Genomic DNA, 23851 nt, shown 5'->3' with positions numbered 1-23851 from the left:
TGCAAGGGGGTGGACGAAATGGAGGGCGAACGGTTCAGGCATGAGTTGCTTTATTTTCCGGTGCGTTGGCGCTGCCCCTCACCTGCCTGCCGGTGTCCAGCCGATAGATGGGTAACACTTTGAACCGGATACATAGGTGACACTTCTCTCCCCCTATGCGTCCGCCGCAGCGCCAAGCGGATTGGTTGGCGCGGCGCTGCGGCGGACAAGCTTCATGTGCCGTGTGTCGATGAAGCCGAGCGGGTGGGCATGGAATGAGAGTGTCCATTGTCCGTCTTCGGTCTCCAACGCAGCGACCGGTTCGCCCGCCAGCGCTTGCGAGACATATATGAAGCCGCCATTCCATCGGATCTCGCCATTGTGGCGCACGCGGCGGACCGAGGCCTCGGCCGGATAGACGGGCTCGGGTGGTGTCCTGGGCATGGCGCGCTGTGAGGACCGGTAGTGCTGGGCGGGCGTATCCATGCCCAGCGCCTCATGGGGACGTTCCTCATTGTAGCTGTGGCGGAAGGTCTCGAAGGCCTGGCCCTGTGCCGTTCGGTCGGCTTCCGGTGCCTCGGCCATCGGCAGCATGGTCAGGTGAAAGCGCTCGTGACGTCCGTTCTGCTGTGGCCTGCCGGGTGCGATCCGCTCCAAGGTGATGCCGAGCTTGATGAAGCGCACGACAAGCGGCGTCAGCCCGGTGACGCCGGCCGATGCGAAGGGCGGGCCATTGTCGCTTCTGAAGCGATCCGGCAGGCCATGCTCTTCAAACAGCCGTTCGAACACCGGCCAGGCTTCGCTATCGGCCGTCGACCCCGTCGCTTCGAGCGCCAGAAGATAGCGGCTCGACGCATCCATCACCGTCAAGGGTTCGCAACGCCAGCCGTCGCGGGTCCGGAACCAGCCCTTGTGATCGCCAGTCCACACCGCGTTCGGTTCTTGCGGCTGTGGCCAGGGTCCATTGCCGCAGGCCCGCAGGCGGGGTCGCTTGCGGGCGCGGACAAGCCCATGCCGCGCAAGGATCGCGCCGACCGTCGAGGCTGAAGGCCACATGAACTCGGGAGCCGTGCGCCTGAGCCGTGCCACGATCTTCTTTGGACCCCAAAGCGGATGCAGCTCCTTGGCCGCCACAATCCGCTCAACCAGATCCTGAGCTGTCGCCCGGCCATGATTGAGCGGGGCTCGCGGCAGGTCGTGCAAACCCTCAGGCCCAAACGTCCGATAGCGTCCTAGCCATTTGTAGCCGTTCTTGCGTGAGATCCCGTAGGCCGCACAAAGCGCAACCATCGTCTCATCCCCAGAAAGACACTCCACAACAAACCGTAGCCGCTCGTCCATGATGCCAGTCTCTCGCCAAACCATCGCCGGTCCTCCGGCGGACAAGAAAACTGTCACCCATGCTATCGGTCCATTCTGTTACCTATCTATCCGGTTCGGACACCGGCATCCTCTCCCCGTATAGTGGCGGGGAGAGGGGTCGCTGTTATCGACGATTCCGCCAATCGCCAACGTTGCAAGAGAGCGCCAAGGCTGCGGTCAGCCCTTTCTCCCCGTCACTATACGGGGAGAAACGCCCGGCAGGGCAATGAGGGGCAGCGCCTGCATCTGTAATTGGCCGATAAGAGCCTCAAACCGGCCGCTTCTTCGGTTTCTTGTTCTTCGGCGGTCCAGCCTTGTCGAATTTCGGTTTCCCGGCCCAAGGCTTTGCATCGCCGGGGGGCCGTTCCCGCTTCTCGAATTTCGGCTTGTGTGCGCTTTGCGGCGCCTCGAACGGGCGCTTGCCGCGATGCGGCTTCTTGTCGGGCTTCGGCGCCTGGTAGCCGGCCCGCGACAGGTCGGGCGTGCCGTCCAGGCGCTTCACCGCAATGTTGCCCTGCAATTTCTTGTCGGGGCCGACGGCGGCGAGGAAGCGATCGGCCCAGTCGGCCGCGATCTGCACGTAGGTCTCATCCTGCTGCATCTTGATGGAGCCGATCTCGCGCTTGGAGATGTTGCCGGTGCGGCACAGCATCGGGATCAGCCAGCGCGGCTCGGCATTCTGCTTGCGCCCGATCGACAGCGAGAACCAGACACTGTCGCCGAAATCGTCGCGCCGGCCTGGCGCTTCATCGCGGCGCTCGAATTTTTCGCCCGCCGGTTTGTCACGCGAAGGCGTGAACGGTGCGACATCCGTAAGCTCCTCGGGCGCCGAGCGGCTGGCGCGGCATTGGCGCACGAAGGCGGCCGCAATCTGTTCGGCGCCATGCCTGGCCAGAAGCGCGTCGATGAAGCCGCGCTCGTCCTCGGCCACCGGCTCGTCGAAGGCTGGATCGGCAAGGATGCGCTCGTCGTCGCGCTTGATCACGTCGTCGGCCGAGGGCGGGCTCGCCCATGTCGCCTTCAGCCCTGCATTCTGCAGCAGGCGCTCGGTGCGCTTGCGGGCGCCGTTGGGCACGATCAGCGCGCTGACACCCTTGCGGCCGGCGCGGCCGGTACGGCCGCTGCGATGCAGCAGCGTTTCGGGATTGGTCGGCAGATCGGCATGGATGACCAGTTCGAGATTGGGCAGGTCGATGCCGCGCGCGGCGACATCCGTGGCGATGCAGACTTTGGCGCGTCCGTCGCGCATCGCCTGCAGCGCGTGGGTGCGTTCGTTCTGGCTGAGCTCGCCCGACAGTGCGACGACGGAAAAATTGCGGTTGTTGAAGCGTGCCGTCAGATGATTGACGGCGGCGCGGGTGTTGCAGAACACCAGCGCGTTCTTCGCCTCGTAAAAGCGCAGCACGTTGATGATGGCGTTCTCGCGGTCGGGATAGGCGACATTCAGCGCCCGGTATTCGATATCGAGATGCTGCTTTTCCTCGCCGCCGGCCGAGATGCGTACGGCGTCGCGCTGATAGCCTTGCGCCAGCGTGGCGATCGAGCGCGGCACGGTGGCCGAAAACATCAGCGTGCGGCGCTGAGCCGGTGCGGCATCGAGGATGAATTCGAGGTCCTCGCGAAAGCCGAGGTCGAGCATCTCGTCGGCCTCGTCCAGCACCACGGCTTTCAGCGCCGACATGTCGAGGGAGTTGCGGGTGATGTGGTCGCGCAGGCGGCCGGGCGTGCCGACGACGATGTGGGCGCCGCGCTCCAGCACGCGCCGTTCGGAGCGCATGTCCATGCCGCCGACGCAGGACGCGACGGTGGCGCCGGTCGGCGCGTAGAGCCATTGCAATTCGCGCATCACCTGCAGAGCGAGCTCGCGCGTCGGCGCCACGGCCAGCGCCAGCGGTGCGCTAGCCTGGTCAAAACGTTCGGCGCTTCCAAGAAGGGTCGGCGCCAAAGCGAGGCCGAAGGCGACGGTCTTGCCTGAGCCGGTCTGCGCCGACACCAGAGCGTCGGACTCGCCGAGCTCCAGCACGGCCTTCTGCACTGGCGTCAGCTCGGTATAGCCGCGTTTTTCCAGCGCTTCTGCCAGCGCAGGAACAATAGCTTCGAAATTGGACATCTCACTCTTTCGGAATTCAGGGTCTGGGCTCATCATGGAGCACATGCCGGGGCTGACGCACGCCAGCCAAACACTATTTGGGCGTTCGTACTTCTTGCGGCCGCTATTGTACAGGGCAGGCGTGTGCCTGGCCGCAATTGACTCCTGACGCAAACCGCGTAAAAGCCGGCATCGAACGGGATCATTTTCGATGCGCGGCCTTCTGATGGCTCTTCTTGCCTTCGACTTCCCCGGCCACAATCATGGGGCCGGGCGCGTCGGCGCGTCTTACCGTTCCAGCAAAACCATGGCCAAAAAAACCACCACCACGGTGTGATTCCCTTGGCCTAACCACCCTCTCCCGGGTCCGGCCCGGGGGACGGAACCCGCATTGGCCGGCGGGTTTCTCCAAAAACCAAGCGGAGAGGGACAGGAGATTTCTGATGAGTTTCAAGGTTGCGGTAGTCGGCGCCACGGGCAATGTGGGTCGCGAAATGCTCAACATACTGGAAGAGCGCGGCTTTCCAGTAAGCGAAGTCGTGGCGCTGGCCTCGCGGCGCAGCCAGGGCACCGAAGTGTCGTTCGGCGACCGTTCGCTGAAGGTCAAGACGCTCGACCAGTATGATTTTTCCGACACCGACATCTGCATCATGTCGGCCGGCGGCAACGTCTCGAAGGAGTGGTCGCCGAAGATCGGCAAGCAGGGCTGCGTCGTCATCGATAACTCGTCGGCCTTCCGCTACGACCAGGACGTGCCGCTGATCGTGCCGGAAGTGAACCCGGATGCGATCTCGCTGTTCACCCGCAAGAACATCATCGCCAATCCGAATTGCTCGACGGCGCAGCTGGTCGTGGCGCTGAAGCCGCTGCACGATGTCGCCACCATCAAGCGCGTCGTCGTCGCCACCTATCAGTCGGTGTCCGGCGCCGGCAAGGAGGGCATGGACGAACTCTTCACCCAGACCCGCGCGGTGTTCGTCGCCGATGGCGTCGAGGTCAAGAAGTTCACCAAGCGCATCGCCTTCAACGTCATTCCGCATATCGACGTCTTCCTCGACGACGGCTCGACCAAGGAAGAGTGGAAGATGGTCGCCGAGACCAAGAAGATGCTCGACCCCAAGATCAAGCTGACGGCGACCTGCGTGCGCGTGCCGGTGTTCATCGGCCATTCGGAAGCGGTCAACATCGAGTTCGAAAAGCCGATCACCGCCGACGAGGCACGCGACGTCCTGCGCGAGGCGCCGGGCTGCCAGGTCTTGGACAAGCGCGAGGATGGCGGCTATATCACGCCGCTGGAATCGGCCGGCGAGGACGCCACCTTCATCTCGCGCATCCGCGAGGACTCGACCATCGACAACGGCCTGTCGATGTGGATCGTCTCCGATAATCTGCGCAAGGGCGCGGCGCTGAACGCGGTGCAGATCGCCGAGCTTCTGGTCGAGCGCGGCCTGATCCAGCCGAAGAAGAAGGCGGCCTGACGGCTGGTTTGTTTTCGCTCACGGGGTTCGGCCTTCGGCCGATTCCGTTTATCGCTCACGGGCCGTATCGCCGCTGCCGCGGCTGGCCCTCCGCGGGGCGCCGGAAAGCCGGCGGCCCGTAGTCGCGGGCTCGGCCTTCGGCCGAAGCCTTCCTTCTCCCCGTTCACGGGGAGAAGGTCCCGGCAGGGGGATGAGGGCAGCGCTGACCTCTGTTGAGAAACGCCTTTGAACGATCCCACCAAAATCGTGCTGCGCCCCGCCACGGCTTTGGATGCCGCGACCATCGCCATTGTCATGCGGGCCGCACTTGGCTCGTTCTCCTGGATGCCGGTCATCCACACGCCGGATGAGGATCTTGCCTTCATCCGCGAGATCGTGCTGTCCCGGCAGCAGGTGACGGTCGCCGAGGCCGGCACCGGCATTGTCGGCTTCATTGCCCTCAGCGGCGATTGGGTGGAACAGCTCTATCTCGACCCCGCCTGGACGGGGCAAGGCATCGGCAGCCGGCTGCTGGTGCAAGCGACCGCCGCGCTACGGATCGTTAAACTGCATTGCTTCCAGGCCAACACCGGCGCGCGTCGCTTCTACGAGCGCCATGGCTTTCGCCCCGAGGCGTTCGGCGCGGGCACCACCAACGAAGAAGGCCTGCCGGATATTCTCTACGTGCGTCGAGCTTGATATTCAGCCGGCGTTATCCTTGGCCAGTTGGCGCAATAACTCCATCGCTTCCTCGGCCCGCTCAGCGGGCACGAACAGATGGTCATGATAGAAAGCAGAGACCGGATTGACGCCCATGCCGGCGGCGGCCAGCCGGGCGGTGATGGCGGCGAGGAAGCCGACGGCTTCCAGCGAGGAGTGGACGTTCAGGGTGATCATGCGGCAGCGGAACGAAGCGGTCAGCCCGGCCGCCCGTGCCGCGTCCTCGGTCACGATCAGTGTCACACCCTCGCGCTCGCGAAAGACCATCACGGGATCGAGGCCTGCCTGCCGGCTGATTCCAGGTGTGAGCGTAGCGAACACGTAGACGTCCGGCAGCAGTTCCGGCGTCATCGCCGCCAGCAGCTTTTTCAGATCAGTCTCGCCGGCCATTCGCTCGTCTCTCTCCCAGCCCTATCAATAGCCGTGACTGGTGGATGTCGATAGTCCGTCAATGGACAGCACCCCCCTCTGCCCTGCCGGGCATCTCCCCCGCAAGGAGGGAGATCGGCGGTTTCGATGCTCCGCTCATTCATGGAACATTGCCGAAGCGGTCGAGCGTGTAATCTCCCCCCTTGCGGGGAGATGGCCGGCGGGCCAGAGGGGGGTGTGAAGGATCGCCACGCAGCGGCTTTTGCTTGCTGCTACCCAAAAAGAATCCGCACCCTGTAGGATCGCCGCCCCATCGCTCGTCCTTGGTCCGAAGCCAGCAAACGGCTCGAGCCGCTTAGGAGGGAACACCCGTGAGTATTTCTCAAACCATGCCCGTCTCATCGGGCGCCCTGTGGACCGGCCGCGTGCTCAGCGGCCTCATCATCCTGTTCATGATCTTCGACGGCGTCATCAAGCTGCCGCCGCTCGATGTCGTCACCCAGACCATGGTGCCGCTCGGCTGGCCGGCCGATGTCAATGTCGCGCGCACGCTCGGCATTATCGGGCTGATCTCGACCGCGCTCTATGCGCTGCCCCGCACCTCGGTGCCCGGCGCCATCCTGCTCACCGGCTATCTCGGCGGCGCCATCGCCACAAACATGCGCGTCGGCAGCCCGTTGTTTTCGCACACGCTGTTTAGCGTCTATCTCGGCATCATCCTGTGGGGCGGTCTCTATCTGCGCGACCCAAACGTGCGCGCCCTGATCCCGTTCAGCCGTTAAGCGAGGAGAAAAACATGCTCAGCACCATTCTCATCATCCTGGTCGTCATCATCGCCGCCGTGCTCATCTATGCGGCGACGAGGTCGAATGATTTCGTCACCGCCCGCACCGCCAGCATCAAGGCCGCGCCGGAAGCGATCTTTCCGCTGATCAACAATTTCAAGCACTGGCCGGAGTGGTCACCCTACGAAAAGCTCGACCCCGAGATGAAGCGCACGCTGTCGGGCGCTGATGCCGGCAAGGGCGCCGCCTACGCCTGGGAAGGCAATGCCAAGGCCGGCAAGGGACGCATGGAGATCGTCAATTCCGTGCCATCCTCGCTGGTGTCGCTGAAGCTCGACTTCGAGAAGCCGTTCCGGGCCAACAACAGCGTCGACTTCACCCTGAAGCCCTCGGGCGACACCACCGCAGTCACCTGGGCAATGCGCGGCAGCCGGCCCTTCATTGCCAAGCTTTTGGGCCTCTTCATGAATTTCGATACGCTGATCGGCAAGGATTTCGAGGCTGGCCTCGCCAATCTGAAGAAGGCCACTGAAAGGTAAAACGTCCTGCATTTCAACAAGCTCGGCGGCGGTCGTTACGAATGTGACAGGCGGGCGCACCGGGATCTCTCACGTCTTCGGGATCAAATCAGCTGTCTGGGAGTTAGAGCCGTGGCGGCGAGGACGGCGATCCGCGTGAGAGAGGAACGACAATGAAAAAAGCGATGATCATTCTGGTACTGGCGACCGCACTGGGTGCGTGCTCGCAAACCGAAAAGGGTGCCGCGGTCGGCGGTCTCGGCGGCGCGGCGGTTGGCGCAGCTGTGGCAAATGATCCGGTTCAGGGCGCCGTCGTCGGCGGCGCCGTCGGCGCCGTAGCCGGCGCGCTGATCGGCCGTGCCAGCGAAAGCGGTCAATGTCGCTACCGCGGCCGCAACGGGCGCACCTATATCGCCAGCTGCCCCGACGGTTATTGAACACAGCCAGGTCCAACATCGGAAACCGGCGGCTATAGATCGCCGGTTTCGCTGTTGCCCAAGGCAGCTGGACCATGGCTGGCTGCGCTACAGCAATCCCCGGATATGCTCCCAAGCCAGGCGGCCCAGGCGCGTGTCGGCGTCGTCATTGCCGCCATGGGCATGCAGCCTCGAGCGCGGCGTGATTTCGCCCGGCAGCAGAATGCGGTGGCCGGCGTCGGGCACTGAGACGAGGCAGGTGGTCATTGCGGTGTCCTGGCGACGCCGAACGATCGACTGGGCAAAATCCAGCGATGGCCATAGCGCGTCGTCGCCGCCTGCAACCAGAACAATGTCGGCTGAAATAGCTTCGACGGGAATGGCAGCCTTGGCCGCTGCGTCCTTGAAGGTTTGCAAGGCACGTAGGAAGAGCCCCCGGTAGGACACCAGACCATCGACATACTCAGCGTTCCAAGCGGGATTGCTTGGGACAAACGGCAAAGGAATCCCCTCGAGCGTCCACGACGATCGTTCCGGCCAGCTGACGCCGTCGCGGCCCGGCCCGATATTGCCCCAGACCACCGATGTCGGGCTGATCGCAACCACGAGGCCGATGCGTGGATCGTGAGCCGCCGCAAGCAGGGAGGCCTCGGCGCCTTTCGAGGTCCCGACATAGACGATGCGCCGGCATCCCATCTGGACAAGATAGTCGGTCGCCGCGAAAAACGTTTCGAGCGGGATCTCGCAAATGCCGGGCACCTGACCTTCGCCGCCAAACCATTGCAGCGCGAGAGCGGATGCTCCTTCCTTGGCAAAGAGCCGGGCCCGGGTGACGTCGATGCGGCCGCTCGATCCGCTGAGCACGACGACGCCTGTCGTGGCGCCGGCGCATCGCAACAGCGTTCCGGCTACGCCGCCGAAAAGGGTCTCTTCCGTGACGGTCCGCTCAGTCATCTTTCGTTCGAACGCATATGGCATCGCCGCACAATAGCAAAACGGCGGGCACAGGCCCGCCGTTTTGTCGATGCGATGACGCGGTTGCTTATTCGGCGGTGGCGGCTTCCGCTTCGGCCGGGGCTGCAGCAGCGGCGGCAACGGCGGCGGCGGCGTCTTCCTGGGCCTTCTTCAGCAGAGAGGCGCGTTCCTGCGCCTTCTTGCCGGGCTCGGCCTTCTTCGGGTTGGAGCGGGCTTCGCGCTTGAGGAGGCCGGCCTCATCGAGGAAGCGCAGCACGCGGTCGGTCGGCTGGGCGCCGTGCGACAGCCAATGCTTGACGCGGTCGGCGTCGACCTTGACGCGCTCGCCGTCCTTGGGCAGCAGCGGGTTCCACGAGCCGATCGACTCGATGAACCGGCCGTCACGCGGCGAACGGGCGTCGGCGATGACGACGTGGTAGTAAGGGCGCTTCTTCGAGCCCGCACGGGCCAGTCTGATCTTCAAGGGCATTTCGTTTCTCCTAAAATTTCTGATGTCAGTGTTGGGTTAATGGCTTTGTCTGTGCAGGTCGTTGTCCCAAAACCGCTGCGCACTTTTGGGCGACATGCACTTTGTTAGCCGGTTTTGCTTGCGCCGTTGGACGCGGCGATCTGCTCGTGATGGCGGATCACTTCGCGGACGACGAAGTTGAGGAATTTTTCCGCGAAATCGGGGTCGAGATGGGCGTCCTTCGCCAACTGGCGAAGGCGGGTGATCTGCTCCTGCTCGCGCGCCGGGTCGGCGGGCGGCAGGCCATGCTCGGCCTTGAGCACGCCGACCGCCTTGGTGCAGCGGAAGCGCTCGGCCAGCATATGGATGAGGGCGGCGTCGATGTTGTCGATCGAGGCGCGATAGCCGGCCAGGATGGTGCGTGCGTGGGCCATGTTTTTTTCTTCGTTCATAGCGTCCTCACTTCTTCTTTCCGAGCCCGGGCAGACCACCGCCGCCAAGGCCGGGAAGCTTCATGCCGCCGGGCAGACCGGGCAGGCCACCGCCGCTCGGGGTGGGCAGGCCCTTCATGCCGCCAAGACCGGGCATCTGCTTCTGCAAGGCTTCGAGCTGCTTGGGATCCATCTTGGAGAGGTCGGGCATGCCGCCGCCCATCATGCCCCCGGGGCCGCCCGGCATCATGCCGCCGAGGCCCATCTTGGAGGCAAGGCCGCCCATCATGCCGCGCATCAGGCCGCCGCCTTTGCCCTTGCCGCCCATCGCCTTCATCATGTCGGCCATGCCGCGATGCATCTTCAAGAGCTTGTTGATCTCGGCCGCATCGGTGCCGGAGCCGGCGGCGATGCGCTTCTTGCGCGAATGTTTCAGCATGTCCGGATTGGCGCGCTCGGCCTTGGTCATCGACGAGATGATGGCGAGTTGGCGGCCGAACATCTTGTCGTCGAGGCCGGCGGCCGCCATCTGGTCCTTCATTTTGCCCATGCCGGGCATCATGCCCATGATGCCGCCCATGCCGCCCATTTTCGACATTTGCTGAAGCTGGCCGGCAAGGTCGTTCAGGTCGAACTTGCCCGACTGCATCTTTTTGGCCATCGCCGCCGCCTGCTCGGCGTCGATGTTTTCGGCGGCCTTTTCGACCAGCGAGACGATGTCGCCCATGCCGAGGATGCGGTCTGCAATACGCTTGGGGTGGAATTCTTCCAGCCCGTCCATCTTTTCGCCGGTGCCGATCAGCTTGATCGGCTTGCCGGTGACGGCGCGCATCGAAAGCGCGGCACCGCCACGGCCATCGCCGTCCATGCGGGTCAGCACCAGGCCGGTGATGCCGACGCGCTCGTCGAAGCTTTTGGCAAGGTTGACGGCGTCCTGGCCGGTCAGCGAATCCGCAACCAGCAGGATTTCGTGCGGGCTCGACATCTTCTTGATGTCGGCCATCTCCACCATCAGCGGCTCATCGATATGGGTGCGGCCGGCGGTGTCGAGGATGACGACGTCATGACCGCCGAGCTTGGCTGCCTGGACGGCGCGCCTGGCGATGTCGACCGGGTTCTGGCCCGCAATGACAGGCAGGGTCGCGACTTTGACCTGCTCGCCGAGCTGGCGCAGCTGCTCTTGCGCCGCGGGCCGCCGCGTGTCGAGCGAGGCCATCAGAACCTTCTTGTTCTGGCGCTCGGTCAGGCGCTTGGCGATCTTGGCGGAGGTCGTCGTCTTGCCGGAGCCCTGCAGGCCGACCATCATGATGACGACCGGCGCCGGCGCATTGAGGTCGATGGCGACGCCCTCGGCGCCGAGCATGTCGACCAACTCGTCATGGACGATCTTGACGACCATCTGTCCAGGCTTGATCGACTTGACGACGGCGGCGCCGACGGCCTTCTCGCGCACCTTGTCGGTGAAGGAACGCACCACTTCCAGCGCAACGTCGGCTTCGAGCAGCGCACGGCGCACCTCGCGCAACGCCGCCGAGACATCAGCCTCCGACAGCGCGCCGCGGCCTGTCAGGCCGTTCAGGATGGAGCCAAGGCGCTCCTGAAGTGATTCAAACATTGGTCAACCCGCCGCGCGAGAGCGCCTTGGATTCATGGTGATCCCTGTCGGGCCGATGGCCCTCCACGCCTCTTGTGCGCTCCTGCGGCGATTCAAACATTCCGTTTCCTTTTTCTCAGGCACCCCGATGGTGCCCGAGAGGTAGTGCGTTCGCGCCGCTCATCCAAGCAAAGCTCAAAACCAAAAAGCACCCGGGGGCGCTCAGCGCTGCCGGGTGTTGGCCTCCAGGATCTGTTTACAGCACCCACCTCAAAAGGTTTTGGCGTCCTGGTCGGCTTGCTCGGAGGGATACTCGTCGCGGATTTCGGGGCTGTAGACAGGAAATCGGCCGAAGAGTCAAGACAAGGGCGGCTTGCCGGTCTCTGGATCGGTCCCTGTTTAGTTCACCCTGCATCCCGAGGGTCGGCCGTAACCTTCAGCGGCGAGCGCGGGTGCAGAAGCAGCAGGATCGTCAGCAAGGTGCAGACGATACCGATGGCGGCGATGATGACGGCATCCGTCGTCGTCCAGTCCGGACCTTCCAGCGGCTTGGCGTTGAACAGGGCGAAGGAATTGTAGTTCTCCTGATGCGAGATCAGCAGGAAGCCGGTGAGATTGTTGCCGAGATGGGCGCCGAAGGCGGCGCCGAGATTGCCGGTGACATAAACCACCAGCGTCAACAGCAAGGCGAAGGCGGCGATCGAGGCCAGCACGCAGGCGTTGATGGCGGGGGTCGAGCCCGGGCTCCAATGCAAGGAGGTGAACAGCAAAGCGGGCAATAGCGCCCACACGTAAGGGCTCTCGAAGCGCCTGGCCAGGCCGCGCAGCAGATAGCCGCGAAACAGCATCTCCTCGGACGAGGTCTGCAGCAGGGTCAGCGCCACGATCGGGAGCAGGAACAGCAGCCAGGTCGACAGGTTGATCGTGCCGCGGGCGATTTCGGGCTGTAGCCAGTAGAGCAGGATTTCGGAAAGCGCCGATGTGATCAGCACCGCGACCAGGCCCTTGAGGAAGCCCGACAAGGACACGCGGCGACTGGCGCCGAAAAGCGCCGAGAGCGGCTCGCCATGGACGAAACGCATGGCAAGCCAGAGGCCGAGCCAGATGCCGGTAAACGAGGTGAGTGCGGCGAGTATGCCGATGGGCGAGGCCAGAAAGCCCTGAAGCGGCCCGCGCGGATCGTCCGGCAATACATGCCAGACGATCGCGACATAGGTGCCGCCAAGCACCACAACCAGGGTGATCGCCACCCAGAACAGGACGACGACCGCCGTTCCGATTATCAGCCGCGGCAGGTTCGTCTTTTCGGTGGCCGTGTTGCTATAGCGCTCGAAGGCGGCTGGATCTGATATCACGCGAGTTCCTCTGCCGAACGCATCGGGTCGCATGATCTAGGGGATCGTCGGCTCTCGCGCAATTGCTGCTGTTCAGCGACCCTTTTGCCGCCCTCAGCCTCGGCAGGAGGGCGGCACGAGTTCACTTGTCATTCTTTCCAGGCAAAATCAGCGCACGACGTACATGATGCGCCGTGTCTGCGGGTCGACCAGCGCCTGCTGGCCATTCACATAGACGTAGCGGTAGCGGTAGTCGGGGATTTCGCGCAGTTCGACCGTGTCGGGCAAGGTGGCACCGGTCACCACCTCGCCCTCGAGATAGACAGGATCGAGCCGGTGCGTGCTGACATAGGTGCCGACTTCCGCCGGTGGCCTGTCGATGGCGTCGACGGGGCCGTCGTCGGACAGAATCGCACCGGTATAGGTATCGGGATAATCATCCTGCGGCGGTGTAACCACGGTGATGGCGGCGTCGGCGGGGCGGCGTGTCAGAACGACCCGGTTGCCGCCGAAATCGGCCGTGACATAGTCGGAATAGACCCAGCCCTGGCCTCCGGCTTCGGCAATGGTGCACCATTTGCTGTTTTCGATGCAGCCATTGAGCGTCGCCGACTGGCCGGCGGCGAGCACGCCGATCACAGGATATTGCGGGCCGGGGCCGGCGCGCACATTAAGATCGGTGACGGCCGAGACGGCGGTATCGGCGAGTGCCGCACCCGACATCGCGACAAGCGCCCCGGCGACGGCCGGAAACAATATGCGTCTCATGGTTTCTCTCCCTTTCATGGTCCCTCGCGACACCAAACGAAACCAGAACGCATGCGTTCCGGCTAAAATACCGACGCCAGCTCACGATTTGTTCCGGTTTCTTTCGGCAAACCGGTCAAAAGCTCATGCACGAAGCTGAGTTTCTGCGCCGTCACGTCCGAAATGACGAAGGGATAAAGGTCGGGCAGGCCCATGCAGCGGTTGATCGAGTTGGAGGCTTCCGAGAGTACCAGCCAGCGGGCGAGAATCTTTTCGAAGGGCTCGGGCACGGCGTCAGGTTCCGCGGGCGCCGCCTGCAACCGGCCGCCGGTGTCGCCTTGCGGCAGCACATTGGTCTCCATCGTCTCAAGCTGGCCGAGTGGAAAATTCAGCGCGTGCACCATCTCCAGCGTGTCGGTGATGTGGAGATGGTGCGCCCAGGTCTCGGCCCAGTCTTCCCATGGATGCGACGTCGCATAGGCGGAGATGTGGTTCTGCTGCCAGTCGGGCGCAGCGCCATTGGCGTAATAGGCCTTCAGCGCCTGCTCGTAGTCGGGGCGTTCGTCGCCGAACAGCGCCCGGAAGGCATCGAGCCGTTGCGGCTCGTCGCGGATCAGCCGGTCCCAGTAGTAATGGCCAAGCTCATGACGGAAATGACCGAGCAGCGTGCGGTAATTTTCGCCCATCTCGACGCGACGCCGCTCGCGCTCGGCCGAGTCCGCCTCGGCGACGTTGAGCGTGATCAGGCCGTTGTCGTGGCCGGTAAGGATGCGTTCGCCGCCGGGACCGCCGCCGATCGGATCGGCAATGAAGTCGAAGGCGAGGCCGATTTCGTCGCCGTGCTTGTGCTTGGGCGCGACCGGAAGGCCGAAGGCGAGCAGCGAATAGACGGCGCGCTTCTTGGCCGCCTCGACGCGAATCCAGCGGCGGCGGTTGCCGTCGACGGAGAGGTCGGGGATCAGCTGGTTCAGCACGCAGGCGCGGCAGTAGGTATGACCCGGTTCGGCCATCCAGTTGCAGGCGCATTCATCCGCATTGGTGCAGTGGAAGATGCCGTCGACGTCAGACAAGGCAAAGCGCGCATGCTCAGGATCGTAAAGCACGAGACTCCCGCAATTCAGGCACTGCGCATTCTCGAAGTAGAGGCGGTGGCCGCAATGCGGGCAGTCGAACAGTTTCATGTCGATCTCGATGCGTCAGGCGTTGGCGTATGGCGTCAGAGGAGGAATATGGTGCGGAGCGGCGCCTCGCCCAAACGCCCGCCACGGGCCGCCGTTCCATGCCCCCGTCACCTCTTTTTACCCGAGCAGCGAATTCGCCTGCCCGGCGCCCGGGCGTTTCGGCCACAATAAGCACTTGATCGTAAGCAAATTCCGCTGCATTGGCCAGCGTAGCGCCGGGGGTACGGTGACAATGGCGCGTTTCGCTGGCAAGTTCGCAACCGGGACGTGATTCAGGCAATCAGGAGAAAAAGCATGGCATTGCTTGCCAAGGGAAAGATTATTGCTGCCGCGGTGGTCGCGGTACTTGCGCTGGCGACGGGCGCGCAGGCGGCGGCCAGCTGCGGCAAGACCGGCGCGGGCTTCGAGGCGTGGAAGCAGGACTTTGCCGCGCAGGCCAGGTCCGAAGGTGTCGGCGGGAAGGGTCTGGCTGCTCTGGCCGGTGCCAGCTACGCGACAAAGACAATCTCCGTCGACCGCGCCATCCACAAGGCGTTCAGCGGTTCGGTGGACGCCTTCATGAAGCGTCGTGGCGGAGCTGCGATCATTTCCAGGGGCCGTGCGCTGAAGAAGTCGAATGCAGCGATGTTCGACAGGATCGAGAGCAATTACGGGGTGTCGCCGGGCGTGTTGCTGGCCATCTGGGGCATGGAAACCGGCTTCGGAGCCTCCCTGGGCAACCAGAACACGGTCTCCGCCATTCTGACGCTTGCCTATGATTGCCGCCGCCCGGGCTTCTTTTACCCGCATGCCATTGCGGCGCTGAAGCTGGTCGATCGCGGTGCGCTCAGCGCCTCGTCGGTCGGCGCTGCGCATGGCGAGATCGGCCATACGCAATTCCTGCCCGGCAATGTCCTTAAGTATGGCGTCGGCAACGGAAATCTGCGCGACAAGGCGACGGCCTTGGCTTCGACGGCCAACTTCCTCAAGGCTCATGGCTGGCGGGCGGGTGCGAGCGCGAGTGCGAATATGGGCGCCATCGCCGGCTGGAATTCCGCCAGCGTCTACCAGCAGGCCATCGCCCAGATCGCCGACGCGATCGACGGGGGCTGATAGAAATATCCAGATCGAAGAACGGAAAGCCCGGCCATGCGCCGGGCTTTTTGTTGGTGCGTGAGGCAAGAGCGGCGAGCGCCTGGGTTCCTCAATTGCCCACGTAGCCGCCGCCCGACGGGCATTTCTCGGAAGCGGGAACCTCGAAGGAGCCGCTGTAAACATTTGAGCAGGTACGGAACTTGGAGTTCCTCCGCATTGGCGGAACCGCCTTTGGCCTGCCCTCTATATCGATTTTGGTCGGTTGGTCGAGCTGAGCGTAGCCGCTCACTGGGCATTTGCGGGAAGCGGGAATCTGGTAGGTACCGGTAATACCGTTGCAGGTACGGAAGTTGGAGTTCCGCGGCGCTGGCGCGGCCCTGGCAGCCGCCTTTGACTTGCCCTTGATGACCAGCCATATCTCGGTGGGCAGGTCTAGCTGCACTCTGTTCAAATCGGAGTAGCTGATCCGCCCGCTGCGGACCCCTTCGCCAAGGCGCTGGCAGAACAGGGCCGGCATGCGCTCCTGCGAGACGCCCATGAAAGAGGCGATTTCGTGCTTGAACGTGATGCTCCACAAATGGACTGCGGAGATGCACCCGTCCTGCTCGCGTTTCGCGGCCGCCTGCGAGGACTGGCATCCGGTAAAGACGATGGCCGCCGCAAGCATGAGAAAAATGGCGTTTTTCACGATCAGAATCCCTCGCCCCGCGAAGGAATTTAGATGAGGCTTTTAAAAGGTCAAACGGAAACCATGTCAGCCAGCTTGGCCTCTTATATTAGAGGTACCAAATAAAAACCCTGCGTGACCGCCGGGTTTTCCTGGAACACTAGTTTGGTTCACCCTTGCGGCTCCTTGCCGCCAGCGTCCTCAGCCGCAGCGCATTGAGGCGGATGAAGCCGGCGGCGTCCTTCTGGTCGTAGGCGCCGCGGTCATCCTCGAAGGTGACCAGCGCGTCGGAATAGAGCGTCTTCTTGGATTTGCGGCCGGTGACCATGACATTGCCCTTGTAGAGTTTCAGGCGCACCGTGCCTTCGACGTCTTCCTGGCTCTTGTCGATCATCGCCTGCAGCATCAGCCGCTCGGGCGAGAACCAGAAGCCGTTGTAGATCAGCTCGGCGTAGCGCGGCATGAACTCGTCCTTGAGGTGGCCGGCGCCGCGGTCGAGCGTGATCGATTCGATGGCGCGGTGGGCGACGATCAGGATGGTGCCGCCGGGGGTCTCGTAGACGCCGCGCGATTTCATGCCGACGAAGCGGTTCTCGACCAGATCGAGCCGGCCGATGCCATTGTCGCGGCCAAGATCGTTAAGCGCCGTCAGCATGGCGGCCGGCAACAGTTTCTTGCCGTTCAGCGCGATCGGGTCGCCCTTCAAGAATTCGATCTCGATCTCGGTGACCTTGTCCGGCGCGTCCATCGGCGAGACGGTGCGCTGATGGACGAATTCCGGTGGCTCGCTCCACGGGTCTTCCAGAACCTTGCCCTCGGAGGACGAGTGCAGGAGGTTGGCGTCGACCGAGAAGGGTGCTTCGCCGCGCTTGTCCTTGGCCACCGGGATCTGGTGCTGCTCGGCGAAGTTGATCAGGTCGGTGCGCGACTTGAACGACCAGTCCCGCCACGGCGCGATGACCTTGATGTCGGGGTTCAGCGCATAGGCGGAAAGCTCGAAACGGACCTGGTCGTTGCCCTTGCCGGTGGCGCCATGCGCAATAGCATCGGCGCCGACCTCCTGGGCGATCTCGACCAGGTGTTTGGAGATCAGCGGCCGGGCGATCGAGGTGCCGAGCAGGTAGGTGCCTTCATAGACGGCATTGGCGCGAAACATCGGGAAGACGAAGTCGGCGACGAATTCCTCGCGCACATCGACGACGCGGATATCCTTGATGCCCATCATCTCGGCCTTCTTGCGCGCCGGCTCCAACTCGCCACCCTGGCCGAGATCGGCGGTGAAGGTGACGACTTCGGCGCCGAGCTCGGTCTGCAGCCATTTCAGGATGATGGAGGTGTCGAGACCGCCGGAATAGGCGAGCACGACCTTCTTGACGTCTTTTGTCTTGGGCATTGCTGGGGACATTTTGGCGGTTCCGCGATGAGTTTCGCGGGCGAGGTATCACGGCATTTCCGGCCAGCGCAAGGGATGAACGGGCTCCGACCGCCGCAGCCGCTGGACCAGATGCCACGCCAGTCAGTTGCTGGCGTGAGCCGGGAGGCTGCGTTATAGACCGACGATCATTCGCCAGGGCCCACCGATGTCCTTCATTCCCGACACCACCACGCTGATCCAGTTCGCCATCGCCACCATGATCCTGGCGATCACGCCGGGGCCGGATATGACGCTGTTCGTCTCGCGCACACTGAGCCAGGGCCGCGCCGCCGGCTTTGCCTCGCTGGCGGGTGCTCTGTTCGGAACGCTGATCCACACAACTTTGGTGGCGGTCGGCATCTCGGCGCTGATCGTCGCCTCGCCAATGGCCTTCCTCGTGCTGAAAACGTTCGGCGCCGCCTATCTGGTGTTCCTGGCCTGGCAGGCAATCACCAAGGGCTCGGCGTTTTCACCGCAGAAGAAGAACGGGCCGCAGATTTCGCTGTTCCGCAGCTGGGCTGCCGGGCTTGGCGTCAATCTGCTCAACCCGAAGATCATCCTGTTCTTCATGACGTTTCTGCCGCAGTTCGTCTCCGCTCACGATCCGAACGCGCCGGGAAAACTGTTCTTCCTCGGCCTCATGTTCATCGTGCTGTCGGTCCCGGTGACAGCGCCGATGGTGTTTGCTGCGGAAAGGTTTTCGGCGGCGATGAAGGCCAGCCCGCGGGTGACGCGGGTGGTAGACTATCTCTTTGCCGGTGTGTTTTCGGCCTTCGCGCTCAAGATCCTGACCGCTCAGGCGAAGTAGCGGCCTGCCACCAGCTTCCGGCCCAGCGGCCGGCGCTTAGCCAGTAGAAGATGCCGCCGACCATGCCGCAGCCGATCACCGCGGCGATGGCGCGCGGTTCGGTGACGTCGAAATCCACGTTCTGGTGGACGAAGCCAAGGAAGGCCGCGGCCACCAAGCCGCCCGCGAGTGCATAGAACAGCCAGTCGCGGCGGCTGAGGACCTCGGAGATCAGGATTGCGACCACCGCCGGTATGAAAGCGAAATAGGCGACAAACAGCGCCACGAACGGGATCGAAAAATACAGCGCCGCGGCCGCCGCTGGGTGCGCATCGTCCGGCATATAACCGACGGAAGCCAGGAACAGCACGTTGAGAAAGGCGCTCGCCGCCAATGAGGCGACGACATAGCCGAACAGGATGACAGCGAAACGGAGGATATAGGCGAAGAGGCGGCTCACGCCTCGCCATGCCCCGCAATCATCATGGCTTCCAGCGCCAGGCGGTCGACCTTGCGCATGCGTTCGGAGTCGGATTTGAGCTGCCCGCAGGCGGCCAGGATGTCGCGGCCGCGCGGCGTGCGGATAGGCGAGGCATAGCCGGCATTGTTGATGTAGTCGGCAAATTTCTCGATCGTCTCCCAGTCCGAGCACTGATAGTTGGTGCCCGGCCACGGGTTGAACGGGATCAGATTGATCTTGGCTGGAATGCCTTTGAGCAGCTTGATCAGCCCCTTGGCGTCCTCGATGGAATCGTTGACGTCCTTCAGCATCACATATTCGAAGGTGATGCGCTTGGCGTTGGACAGGCCGGGATAGGCGCGGCAGGCCTCGATCAGTTCCTTCAGCGGATACTTCTTGTTGATCGGCACAAGCAGGTCGCGCAGATCGTCATTGGTGGCGTGCAGCGAGATCGCCAGCATGACCCCTATCTCCTCGCCGGTGCGGAAGATCTCGGGCACCACGCCGGAGGTCGAGAGCGTAATGCGGCGCTTCGACAGCGACAGTCCGTCGCCGTCGGAGGCAATCAGCAGCGCCTTCTTCACCGCCTCGAAATTGTAGAGCGGCTCGCCCATGCCCATCATGACGACGTTGGAGACTTTTCTGCCCTCGGCAGGGACGATGGCGCCGTCGGGTGTGTCGCGGTCGGGGAAATCGCCGAGCCGGTCGCGGGCGGTGAGCAATTGCGCCAGGATCTCTTCCGCCGTCAAATTGCGCACCAGCTTCTGCGTGCCGGTGTGGCAGAACGAACAGGTCAGCGTGCAGCCGACCTGCGAGGAGATGCAGAGCGTGCCGCGGCCTTCTTCGGGGATGTAGACGGTCTCGATCTCGACGGGACGGCCGGCACCGCGCGGCGGAAAGCGGAACAGCCACTTGCGCGTGCCGTCGGAGGAAATCTGCTCCTCGACGATTTCGGGCCGGGCGACGGTAAAATGCTTGTCGAGTTCGGCGCGCAGATCCTTGGAGATGTTGAACATGCCGGCAAAATCGGAGACGCCGCGCACATACATCCAGTGCCAGAGCTGCTGGGCGCGCATTTTCGCCTGGCGCTCGGGCACGATGCCGGCACTGACAAGGGCTTCACCGAGCTCGGCCCGGGTCAGGCCGATCAGCGACGGCTTCTCGGGCGTGGCGCGAGCGCGCAACGCGTCGCGTGCGCCCTCAGTGGTGAGATCGAAGGAAAGGGTCATATCAGCGCCAATATAAGCGAATTGCGGCCGATTTCATCCATCGTGCCGAAAAGAAGCGCGGCGCATAGCACAGGTTGCGGCGAGAGTCATGCGGCGGGAACCGCGCTAGCCTACTTGCACTTGGCGATCGACGTCAGCGCGGCCGAGATGCCTTTCAGCGAAAACACATAGGTCGTCGGATTGCCGCGGCCAGACTTCGCCGAGACCTTCATGTCGGTGCCGGTCTTCATGGCGGCGATCAGCACCGGCTCTTCGGCGGCGTTCTCGACCCAGGCCGACTTGCCGCGGGTGAACATCGAGAACGTCTTCTTGTCGATGGTGACGGTGGCCTTGGAGCCTTCCTGGAATGTGTAGCCGGCGATGAATTGCGGCTCGTAGGACACTTGCTGGCCCGGCCGCTGGCTGACGAAGAAGAACATGTCGCCGTGATCGAGCGTCGGCGGCTGCTTGTCGGTCGGCACGGTGAGCACATAGCAGACCTTGCCGCCCTGCGCCTGGTAGCTGTAGGTGCCCCAGGCATTGTGCTGGCCGATCTTGGTCGCCTGCTGCGCCAGCGCCGGCGCGGCAAAAGCCACCAGGACCAGGCTCGAGACTAGTGCAATCAATCCGCGCATCGCTTTTCCCGTATTCCAAATGGTGCGGGGCAGGCCGGCTTGGCGTCCTGCCCGTCGCTTCATTTTGATTTAATCTGGGTTACCAAACGGTGAATTTCCCTCGGAAAAGGACATTCACCCATGGAAACCACCGCCATTTCCGCGCCGCCTCTTGAAAAAACGGCTTTCGCAATGTCCCTGCGGCGACTTGGAGGCCACGAAAGCGGCAAGAGTTTGACTTTTCCAACGGCCGCAGCGGAACCCGAAGCCAAGCCGCTATCGTCCTGTTTGAGCGGAGGATTTCTTCTGAACCCAGTTGCCAACGCGACGCCGATTCAGCTCTTGTCGGCGATCGCCTCCTTGGCGGCCTTGCGGTGCGCAGGGGTGATATGGGCGCTTACCGTGGAGATCGCGGCGGTCAGCACGGCGATGTCGTCGGTGAAGCCGAGGCCGAAGACGAAATCGGGTATGACGTCGACCGGCAGCACGAAATAGCCAAGCGCTGCCAGCAATATGCCCTTGGCACGCAAAGGCGTCTTCCTGTCGAGCGCGCAATAATAGCCGGCGACGACCTCTTCCATGAACGGAATCTGCCGGGCGGCCTTCTTGGCCTTGCGCCAGAATTTGGCGCGCACTTCACTCTCGTCGCCGAGCTTGCTGCCGAAGCCGAAGAAATCAAAACCGGGCTGCTGCGCCATCAATCCTCTCCTTGCCGGCCGTCGCGCTACGCGTTGCGCGCGGCCGCCACGGAAAATGTGGTGAAAGTCCCGGTCCACTGCAAGAGGATGGCGCCGATTTGGCGTTGCCGCCCCAGCGTTCAGCCGCCAGCATACCCATTCATCTTCTTGGCCAGCGCGATGTCGAGCGCAGTGATACCACCGGCATCATGGGTGTTGAGCGTCACGTCGACAGTCTTGTAGACGTTCGACCAGTCGGGATGATGGTCCATCTTCTCGGCGGCCAGCGCGACGCGGGTCATGAAGGCGAAGGCTTCGGAAAAATTCTTGAAGTCGAAGCTGCGCTTGATGGAGGCGCCATCGGCTGCCTGCGACCAGCCGGCCAGTTCGGCCAGTGCGCCGGCGATGGCGTCCTTGCTGAGTTTCTCTCTCGTCATGATGATTTCCCGTGCTATCCCAGATATCGACCCTCACCATAATGCAAGTCGCCCAAAAGTCCTTTGCGTTTTGGGCTTCCAAATGCACGAACGGCGCATATCGAATGAGCGTAAAGCCGATAAATTCCATACTCTTCGTCTGCCTCGGCAACATCTGCCGCTCACCCCTGGCCGAAGGCGTGTTTCGCGCCGTGCTGGCGGAACGCGGCCGCGACATGGTGCTGGACGACATCGTGCTGGACTCTGCGGCGACCGGCGGCTGGAACCTCGGCGAAGCGCCCGACCCGCGCTCGATCGCGATTGCGGCCCGCCACGGCCTCGACATATCAGGGCAGCGGGCACGCAAGGTCAGGCCGGAGGATTTTTCGCGCTTCGACCTGATCCTCGGCATGGATCGGCAAAATGTCCGCGACCTCAAGGCGTTGGCGCCGGCCGGTGCGCGGGAACGTATTCATCTCTTGGCAGAGTTTGCGCAGGGCAAAACCCGCGACGTGCCGGATCCCTATTATGACGGGGCCGAAGCGTTCGCTTCGGTCTACCGCATGATCCGCGAAGCGTCGGAGGCGCTGGCGACGAGATTGGTGGCGCGGGCGTCGACGCCGGAGAGCGGCCACGCCTCCTCGACAATGTAGGGACCGCCGCCGACCGAATCGCGCGACGACATCAGCACGAAGCGGCCGACGCGAAACGGTAGCGTCGCAAAATTGCCGCGCGCCGACAGGTACTGGGCGACGTCGAGCGGGCTCGAATTGCGCAAGCGTGCCAGCGTAACATGCGGGGTGAACTTGCGCGGGTCGGCGGGCAGGCCGAGCCGCTGGCAGATGCGGTCGATTTCGCTCTGCAGCGCCGAAAGGTCGGGCGAGGCGAAGACGCCGGCCCAGACGGCGTGCGGCTTCTTCTGGCCGAAAGCGCCAACTCCGGACAGGGTGAGCGAGAAGGATGGGCGGTGCACCCGGTCGAGCGCGTTGGCGATTTCGTCGGCGATATGGCCTTCGACGTCGCCGATGAAGCGCAGCGTCAGATGGTAGTTTTCGACATCGATCCAGCGGGCTCCGGGCAGGCCGCCCCTGAGCAGGGACAGCGAAAGAGCGGCGTCACGGGGTATTTCGAGGGCGGTGAAAAGACGCGGCATGGTGAGCCTCCCTTCCTCGAATCGAACTGTGCCCCTAGCGAATCATCGATAGTCAAACGGGGCAAGTGGTTTGTTGGTTGCAGGCATTTTTACGAACAGGCGACCCGGGCCCTCTGCAGCCCGGTCTTTTGTTTCAAAGTTCGCGCGAGGCGAACAGCGTCCTCTCTCTTGATGATAATGGCCATATGACCCTCCTTTTGGAGGCTATATGTCCTTTTTGGCCACACCGGTCAAAATGATCGCCGCGTGTTATTCTCGTCACGCCGGCGTTCAACCGCCACCCTGAACTGCCGCAATCGCCTTCTCCACGGCGGGCAGGATGCGCTCGACCATCGCTGCGACGCCCTTCGGATTGGGATGCAGGCCATCCTCCAACTGCAGGCCGGACTGCCCGGCGACGCCATCGAGAAAAAACGGATAGAGCGGCACATCGTATTTCGCGGCAAGCTTTGGATAGATCGCATCGAAGGCGTTCTGATAGTCGGCGCCGAGATTGGGAGCGGCGCGCATGCCGGCCAAAAGCACCGCGATCTTGCGCGCTTTCAGCTTCGCCAGCATGTCGTCCAGGTTCTTTTCCGTGATGCTGGGCGAGACGCCGCGCAGCATGTCGTTGGCGCCGAGTTCGAGGATAACCAGCCTTGTCCCATCCGGTACCGACCAGTCAAGCCGCGCCAAGCCGCCGCTCGAGGTGTCGCCTGAAACGCCGGCGTTGGCGACGGTGACGTCATGGCCTTTGGCGCGCAGCGCAGCTTGCAATTTGTCGGTAAAGCCATCGCCAGGCCCGAGGCCGAAACCGGCCATCAGGCTGTCGCCGAAGCCGACGATGGTGAACGTCTCGGCTCGCACAGACGAAATGGCGCCGCAAAGGGTGACGAAAAGGACGAGCCCTGCGGCATTCAAGCGTTTGAAAGACATGTGGCAGCCCCCATATACCCGAGGAATTCTTCCGGCGACGGCTTCCGGCAGCAGAGCCTTC

The 23851-nt window shown here is 63.3% G+C and carries 28 protein-coding genes; 9 read left to right on the top strand and 19 right to left on the bottom strand.

Going from position 1 to position 23851, the window contains the following annotated elements; all coding sequences use genetic code 11:
- Positions 1-153: 153 nt before the first annotated feature.
- Together ACYG9Z_RS13515 and ACYG9Z_RS13510 are read right to left on the bottom strand one after the other, a co-directional pair.
- Positions 154-1344, bottom strand: coding sequence for an integrase core domain-containing protein (locus tag ACYG9Z_RS13515; protein ID WP_460222826.1), 1191 nt, complete (start codon positions 1342-1344; stop codon positions 154-156).
- A 265-nt stretch (positions 1345-1609) separates the two neighbouring features.
- Entirely contained in the window at positions 1610-3451 is a 1842-nt protein-coding gene (locus ACYG9Z_RS13510) for a DEAD/DEAH box helicase (protein ID WP_023752735.1), read from the bottom strand.
- Between the two features lie 190 nt (positions 3452-3641).
- Between ACYG9Z_RS13510 and ACYG9Z_RS13505 the strand changes: the two genes are divergently transcribed.
- From ACYG9Z_RS13505 to ACYG9Z_RS13495, 3 genes are all read left to right on the top strand, one after another.
- Positions 3642-3767 carry a hypothetical protein gene (locus tag ACYG9Z_RS13505; protein WP_023671697.1) on the top strand — a complete coding sequence of 42 codons (126 nt, stop codon included), beginning with the start codon at positions 3642-3644 and terminating at the stop codon, positions 3765-3767.
- Positions 3768-3873: 106 nt separating this feature from the next.
- Complete coding sequence (locus ACYG9Z_RS13500) at positions 3874-4908, top strand: aspartate-semialdehyde dehydrogenase (RefSeq protein ID WP_023752734.1); 1035 nt, start codon at positions 3874-3876, stop codon at positions 4906-4908.
- A 225-nt stretch (positions 4909-5133) separates the two neighbouring features.
- The gene (locus ACYG9Z_RS13495; RefSeq protein ID WP_023671699.1) at positions 5134-5586 is read left to right on the top strand and encodes a GNAT family N-acetyltransferase; all 453 of its coding nucleotides are present in this window, start codon (positions 5134-5136) and stop codon (positions 5584-5586) included.
- Positions 5587-5589: 3 nt separating this feature from the next.
- Here the strand turns inward: ACYG9Z_RS13495 and ACYG9Z_RS13490 are convergent, their stop codons facing one another.
- Positions 5590-5997 carry an ACT domain-containing protein gene (locus ACYG9Z_RS13490; RefSeq protein WP_023671700.1) on the bottom strand — a complete coding sequence of 136 codons (408 nt, stop codon included), beginning with the start codon at positions 5995-5997 and terminating at the stop codon, positions 5590-5592.
- 350 nt (positions 5998-6347) lie between these two features.
- Between ACYG9Z_RS13490 and ACYG9Z_RS13485 the strand changes: the two genes are divergently transcribed.
- The 3 genes from ACYG9Z_RS13485 (at position 6348) to ACYG9Z_RS13475 (ending at position 7716) form a co-directional block, all read left to right on the top strand.
- Positions 6348-6758 carry a DoxX family protein gene (locus ACYG9Z_RS13485; RefSeq protein WP_031244203.1) on the top strand — a complete coding sequence of 137 codons (411 nt, stop codon included), beginning with the start codon at positions 6348-6350 and terminating at the stop codon, positions 6756-6758.
- A 14-nt stretch (positions 6759-6772) separates the two neighbouring features.
- Positions 6773-7300 (top strand): SRPBCC family protein, encoded by a 528-nt coding sequence (locus ACYG9Z_RS13480; RefSeq protein ID WP_023752732.1) that lies wholly within the window; start codon positions 6773-6775, stop codon positions 7298-7300.
- 152 nt (positions 7301-7452) lie between these two features.
- On the top strand, positions 7453-7716 hold the full coding sequence (locus ACYG9Z_RS13475) for a YMGG-like glycine zipper-containing protein (RefSeq protein WP_023683830.1): 264 nt from the start codon (positions 7453-7455) through the stop codon (positions 7714-7716).
- A gap of 87 nt (positions 7717-7803) precedes the next feature.
- On the opposite strand, the gene ACYG9Z_RS13470 is transcribed toward ACYG9Z_RS13475, so the two are convergent.
- From ACYG9Z_RS13470 to ACYG9Z_RS13440, 7 genes are all read right to left on the bottom strand, one after another.
- Complete coding sequence (locus ACYG9Z_RS13470) at positions 7804-8649, bottom strand: acyl-CoA thioester hydrolase/BAAT C-terminal domain-containing protein (RefSeq protein ID WP_023687658.1); 846 nt, start codon at positions 8647-8649, stop codon at positions 7804-7806.
- 88 nt (positions 8650-8737) lie between these two features.
- Positions 8738-9139, bottom strand: a complete 402-nt coding sequence (rpsP, locus tag ACYG9Z_RS13465; RefSeq protein ID WP_023671705.1) for a 30S ribosomal protein S16 — start codon at positions 9137-9139, stop codon at positions 8738-8740.
- Between the two features lie 104 nt (positions 9140-9243).
- Positions 9244-9570, bottom strand: coding sequence for a chorismate mutase (locus ACYG9Z_RS13460; protein WP_023752730.1), 327 nt, complete (start codon positions 9568-9570; stop codon positions 9244-9246).
- Between the two features lie 7 nt (positions 9571-9577).
- Positions 9578-11164, bottom strand: coding sequence for a signal recognition particle protein (ffh, locus tag ACYG9Z_RS13455; protein ID WP_023752729.1), 1587 nt, complete (start codon positions 11162-11164; stop codon positions 9578-9580).
- A gap of 383 nt (positions 11165-11547) precedes the next feature.
- Positions 11548-12498, bottom strand: a complete 951-nt coding sequence (locus ACYG9Z_RS13450; protein ID WP_023732868.1) for a CPBP family intramembrane glutamic endopeptidase — start codon at positions 12496-12498, stop codon at positions 11548-11550.
- Between the two features lie 147 nt (positions 12499-12645).
- On the bottom strand, positions 12646-13245 hold the full coding sequence (locus ACYG9Z_RS13445; RefSeq protein WP_023683834.1) for a DUF1236 domain-containing protein: 600 nt from the start codon (positions 13243-13245) through the stop codon (positions 12646-12648).
- 62 nt (positions 13246-13307) lie between these two features.
- Positions 13308-14405, bottom strand: a complete 1098-nt coding sequence (locus ACYG9Z_RS13440; protein ID WP_023730269.1) for a zinc-binding metallopeptidase family protein — start codon at positions 14403-14405, stop codon at positions 13308-13310.
- Between the two features lie 294 nt (positions 14406-14699).
- Between ACYG9Z_RS13440 and ACYG9Z_RS13435 the strand changes: the two genes are divergently transcribed.
- A complete protein-coding gene (locus ACYG9Z_RS13435; protein ID WP_023671711.1) occupies positions 14700-15497 on the top strand; it encodes a lytic murein transglycosylase in 798 nt (265 codons plus the stop codon).
- 91 nt (positions 15498-15588) lie between these two features.
- On the opposite strand, the gene ACYG9Z_RS13430 is transcribed toward ACYG9Z_RS13435, so the two are convergent.
- Both ACYG9Z_RS13430 and ACYG9Z_RS13425 read right to left on the bottom strand, forming a co-directional pair.
- Positions 15589-16167 (bottom strand): hypothetical protein, encoded by a 579-nt coding sequence (locus ACYG9Z_RS13430; protein ID WP_023698860.1) that lies wholly within the window; start codon positions 16165-16167, stop codon positions 15589-15591.
- Positions 16168-16306: 139 nt separating this feature from the next.
- The gene (locus ACYG9Z_RS13425; RefSeq protein WP_023752727.1) at positions 16307-17539 is read right to left on the bottom strand and encodes an argininosuccinate synthase; all 1233 of its coding nucleotides are present in this window, start codon (positions 17537-17539) and stop codon (positions 16307-16309) included.
- 187 nt (positions 17540-17726) lie between these two features.
- Between ACYG9Z_RS13425 and ACYG9Z_RS13420 the strand changes: the two genes are divergently transcribed.
- The gene (locus ACYG9Z_RS13420; RefSeq protein WP_023694540.1) at positions 17727-18368 is read left to right on the top strand and encodes a LysE family translocator; all 642 of its coding nucleotides are present in this window, start codon (positions 17727-17729) and stop codon (positions 18366-18368) included.
- Here ACYG9Z_RS13420 and ACYG9Z_RS13415 read toward each other — a convergent pair.
- The 5 genes from ACYG9Z_RS13415 to ACYG9Z_RS13395 form a co-directional block, all read right to left on the bottom strand.
- Positions 18340-18807, bottom strand: a complete 468-nt coding sequence (locus tag ACYG9Z_RS13415; RefSeq protein WP_023694539.1) for a hypothetical protein — start codon at positions 18805-18807, stop codon at positions 18340-18342. The genes ACYG9Z_RS13420 and ACYG9Z_RS13415 overlap by 29 nt on opposite strands.
- On the bottom strand, positions 18804-20036 hold the full coding sequence (gene rlmN / locus ACYG9Z_RS13410) for a dual-specificity RNA methyltransferase RlmN (protein WP_023710246.1): 1233 nt from the start codon (positions 20034-20036) through the stop codon (positions 18804-18806). The genes ACYG9Z_RS13415 and rlmN overlap by 4 nt, the downstream gene beginning before the upstream one ends.
- Positions 20037-20146: 110 nt before the next feature.
- On the bottom strand, positions 20147-20650 hold the full coding sequence (locus ACYG9Z_RS13405; RefSeq protein ID WP_023671718.1) for an invasion associated locus B family protein: 504 nt from the start codon (positions 20648-20650) through the stop codon (positions 20147-20149).
- A 314-nt stretch (positions 20651-20964) separates the two neighbouring features.
- Positions 20965-21327 (bottom strand): YkvA family protein, encoded by a 363-nt coding sequence (locus ACYG9Z_RS13400; protein WP_023752726.1) that lies wholly within the window; start codon positions 21325-21327, stop codon positions 20965-20967.
- Positions 21328-21446: 119 nt separating this feature from the next.
- Positions 21447-21743 (bottom strand): 4a-hydroxytetrahydrobiopterin dehydratase, encoded by a 297-nt coding sequence (locus tag ACYG9Z_RS13395; RefSeq protein ID WP_023752725.1) that lies wholly within the window; start codon positions 21741-21743, stop codon positions 21447-21449.
- Positions 21744-21847: 104 nt separating this feature from the next.
- On the opposite strand from ACYG9Z_RS13395, the gene ACYG9Z_RS13390 reads away from it, so the two are divergent.
- A complete protein-coding gene (locus tag ACYG9Z_RS13390; RefSeq protein WP_023702599.1) occupies positions 21848-22375 on the top strand; it encodes a low molecular weight protein-tyrosine-phosphatase in 528 nt (175 codons plus the stop codon).
- On the opposite strand, the gene thpR is transcribed toward ACYG9Z_RS13390, so the two are convergent.
- Positions 22279-22875, bottom strand: a complete 597-nt coding sequence (gene thpR / locus ACYG9Z_RS13385; RefSeq protein ID WP_023671722.1) for an RNA 2',3'-cyclic phosphodiesterase — start codon at positions 22873-22875, stop codon at positions 22279-22281. The genes ACYG9Z_RS13390 and thpR overlap by 97 nt on opposite strands.
- Positions 22876-23145: 270 nt before the next feature.
- A complete protein-coding gene (locus ACYG9Z_RS13380) occupies positions 23146-23790 on the bottom strand; it encodes an arylesterase (protein WP_023745434.1) in 645 nt (214 codons plus the stop codon).
- Positions 23791-23851 lie beyond the last annotated feature (61 nt).

Source organism: Mesorhizobium sp. RSR380A (genome assembly GCF_054719385.1).
The sequence above is the reverse complement of the archived record's forward strand: the minus strand, read 5'-3'. Positions and strand labels throughout refer to the sequence as shown.

What these genes read in the sequence shown, in the direction of transcription:
- ACYG9Z_RS13425 (WP_023752727.1), bottom strand. Translation starts at nt 17,539, where the DNA reads ATGCCCAAGACAAAAGACGTCAAGAAGGTCGTGCTCGCCTATTCCGGC.
- ACYG9Z_RS13500 (WP_023752734.1), top strand. Translation starts at nt 3,874, where the DNA reads ATGAGTTTCAAGGTTGCGGTAGTCGGCGCCACGGGCAATGTGGGTCGC.
- ACYG9Z_RS13440 (WP_023730269.1), bottom strand. Translation starts at nt 14,405, where the DNA reads ATGAAACTGTTCGACTGCCCGCATTGCGGCCACCGCCTCTACTTCGAG.
- ACYG9Z_RS13405 (WP_023671718.1), bottom strand. Translation starts at nt 20,650, where the DNA reads ATGCGCGGATTGATTGCACTAGTCTCGAGCCTGGTCCTGGTGGCTTTT.
- ACYG9Z_RS13390 (WP_023702599.1), top strand. Translation starts at nt 21,848, where the DNA reads ATGAGCGTAAAGCCGATAAATTCCATACTCTTCGTCTGCCTCGGCAAC.
- thpR (WP_023671722.1), bottom strand. Translation starts at nt 22,875, where the DNA reads ATGCCGCGTCTTTTCACCGCCCTCGAAATACCCCGTGACGCCGCTCTT.
- ACYG9Z_RS13380 (WP_023745434.1), bottom strand. Translation starts at nt 23,790, where the DNA reads ATGTCTTTCAAACGCTTGAATGCCGCAGGGCTCGTCCTTTTCGTCACC.
- ACYG9Z_RS13395 (WP_023752725.1), bottom strand. Translation starts at nt 21,743, where the DNA reads ATGACGAGAGAGAAACTCAGCAAGGACGCCATCGCCGGCGCACTGGCC.
- ACYG9Z_RS13435 (WP_023671711.1), top strand. Translation starts at nt 14,700, where the DNA reads ATGGCATTGCTTGCCAAGGGAAAGATTATTGCTGCCGCGGTGGTCGCG.
- ACYG9Z_RS13445 (WP_023683834.1), bottom strand. Translation starts at nt 13,245, where the DNA reads ATGAGACGCATATTGTTTCCGGCCGTCGCCGGGGCGCTTGTCGCGATG.
- ACYG9Z_RS13420 (WP_023694540.1), top strand. Translation starts at nt 17,727, where the DNA reads ATGTCCTTCATTCCCGACACCACCACGCTGATCCAGTTCGCCATCGCC.
- ACYG9Z_RS13490 (WP_023671700.1), bottom strand. Translation starts at nt 5,997, where the DNA reads ATGGCCGGCGAGACTGATCTGAAAAAGCTGCTGGCGGCGATGACGCCG.
- rpsP (WP_023671705.1), bottom strand. Translation starts at nt 9,139, where the DNA reads ATGCCCTTGAAGATCAGACTGGCCCGTGCGGGCTCGAAGAAGCGCCCT.
- ACYG9Z_RS13505 (WP_023671697.1), top strand. Translation starts at nt 3,642, where the DNA reads ATGCGCGGCCTTCTGATGGCTCTTCTTGCCTTCGACTTCCCCGGCCAC.
- ACYG9Z_RS13515 (WP_460222826.1), bottom strand. Translation starts at nt 1,344, where the DNA reads ATGGTTTGGCGAGAGACTGGCATCATGGACGAGCGGCTACGGTTTGTT.
- ACYG9Z_RS13470 (WP_023687658.1), bottom strand. Translation starts at nt 8,649, where the DNA reads ATGACTGAGCGGACCGTCACGGAAGAGACCCTTTTCGGCGGCGTAGCC.
- ACYG9Z_RS13400 (WP_023752726.1), bottom strand. Translation starts at nt 21,327, where the DNA reads ATGGCGCAGCAGCCCGGTTTTGATTTCTTCGGCTTCGGCAGCAAGCTC.
- ACYG9Z_RS13510 (WP_023752735.1), bottom strand. Translation starts at nt 3,451, where the DNA reads ATGTCCAATTTCGAAGCTATTGTTCCTGCGCTGGCAGAAGCGCTGGAA.
- ACYG9Z_RS13475 (WP_023683830.1), top strand. Translation starts at nt 7,453, where the DNA reads ATGAAAAAAGCGATGATCATTCTGGTACTGGCGACCGCACTGGGTGCG.
- rlmN (WP_023710246.1), bottom strand. Translation starts at nt 20,036, where the DNA reads ATGACCCTTTCCTTCGATCTCACCACTGAGGGCGCACGCGACGCGTTG.
- ACYG9Z_RS13460 (WP_023752730.1), bottom strand. Translation starts at nt 9,570, where the DNA reads ATGAACGAAGAAAAAAACATGGCCCACGCACGCACCATCCTGGCCGGC.
- ffh (WP_023752729.1), bottom strand. Translation starts at nt 11,164, where the DNA reads ATGTTTGAATCACTTCAGGAGCGCCTTGGCTCCATCCTGAACGGCCTG.
- ACYG9Z_RS13480 (WP_023752732.1), top strand. Translation starts at nt 6,773, where the DNA reads ATGCTCAGCACCATTCTCATCATCCTGGTCGTCATCATCGCCGCCGTG.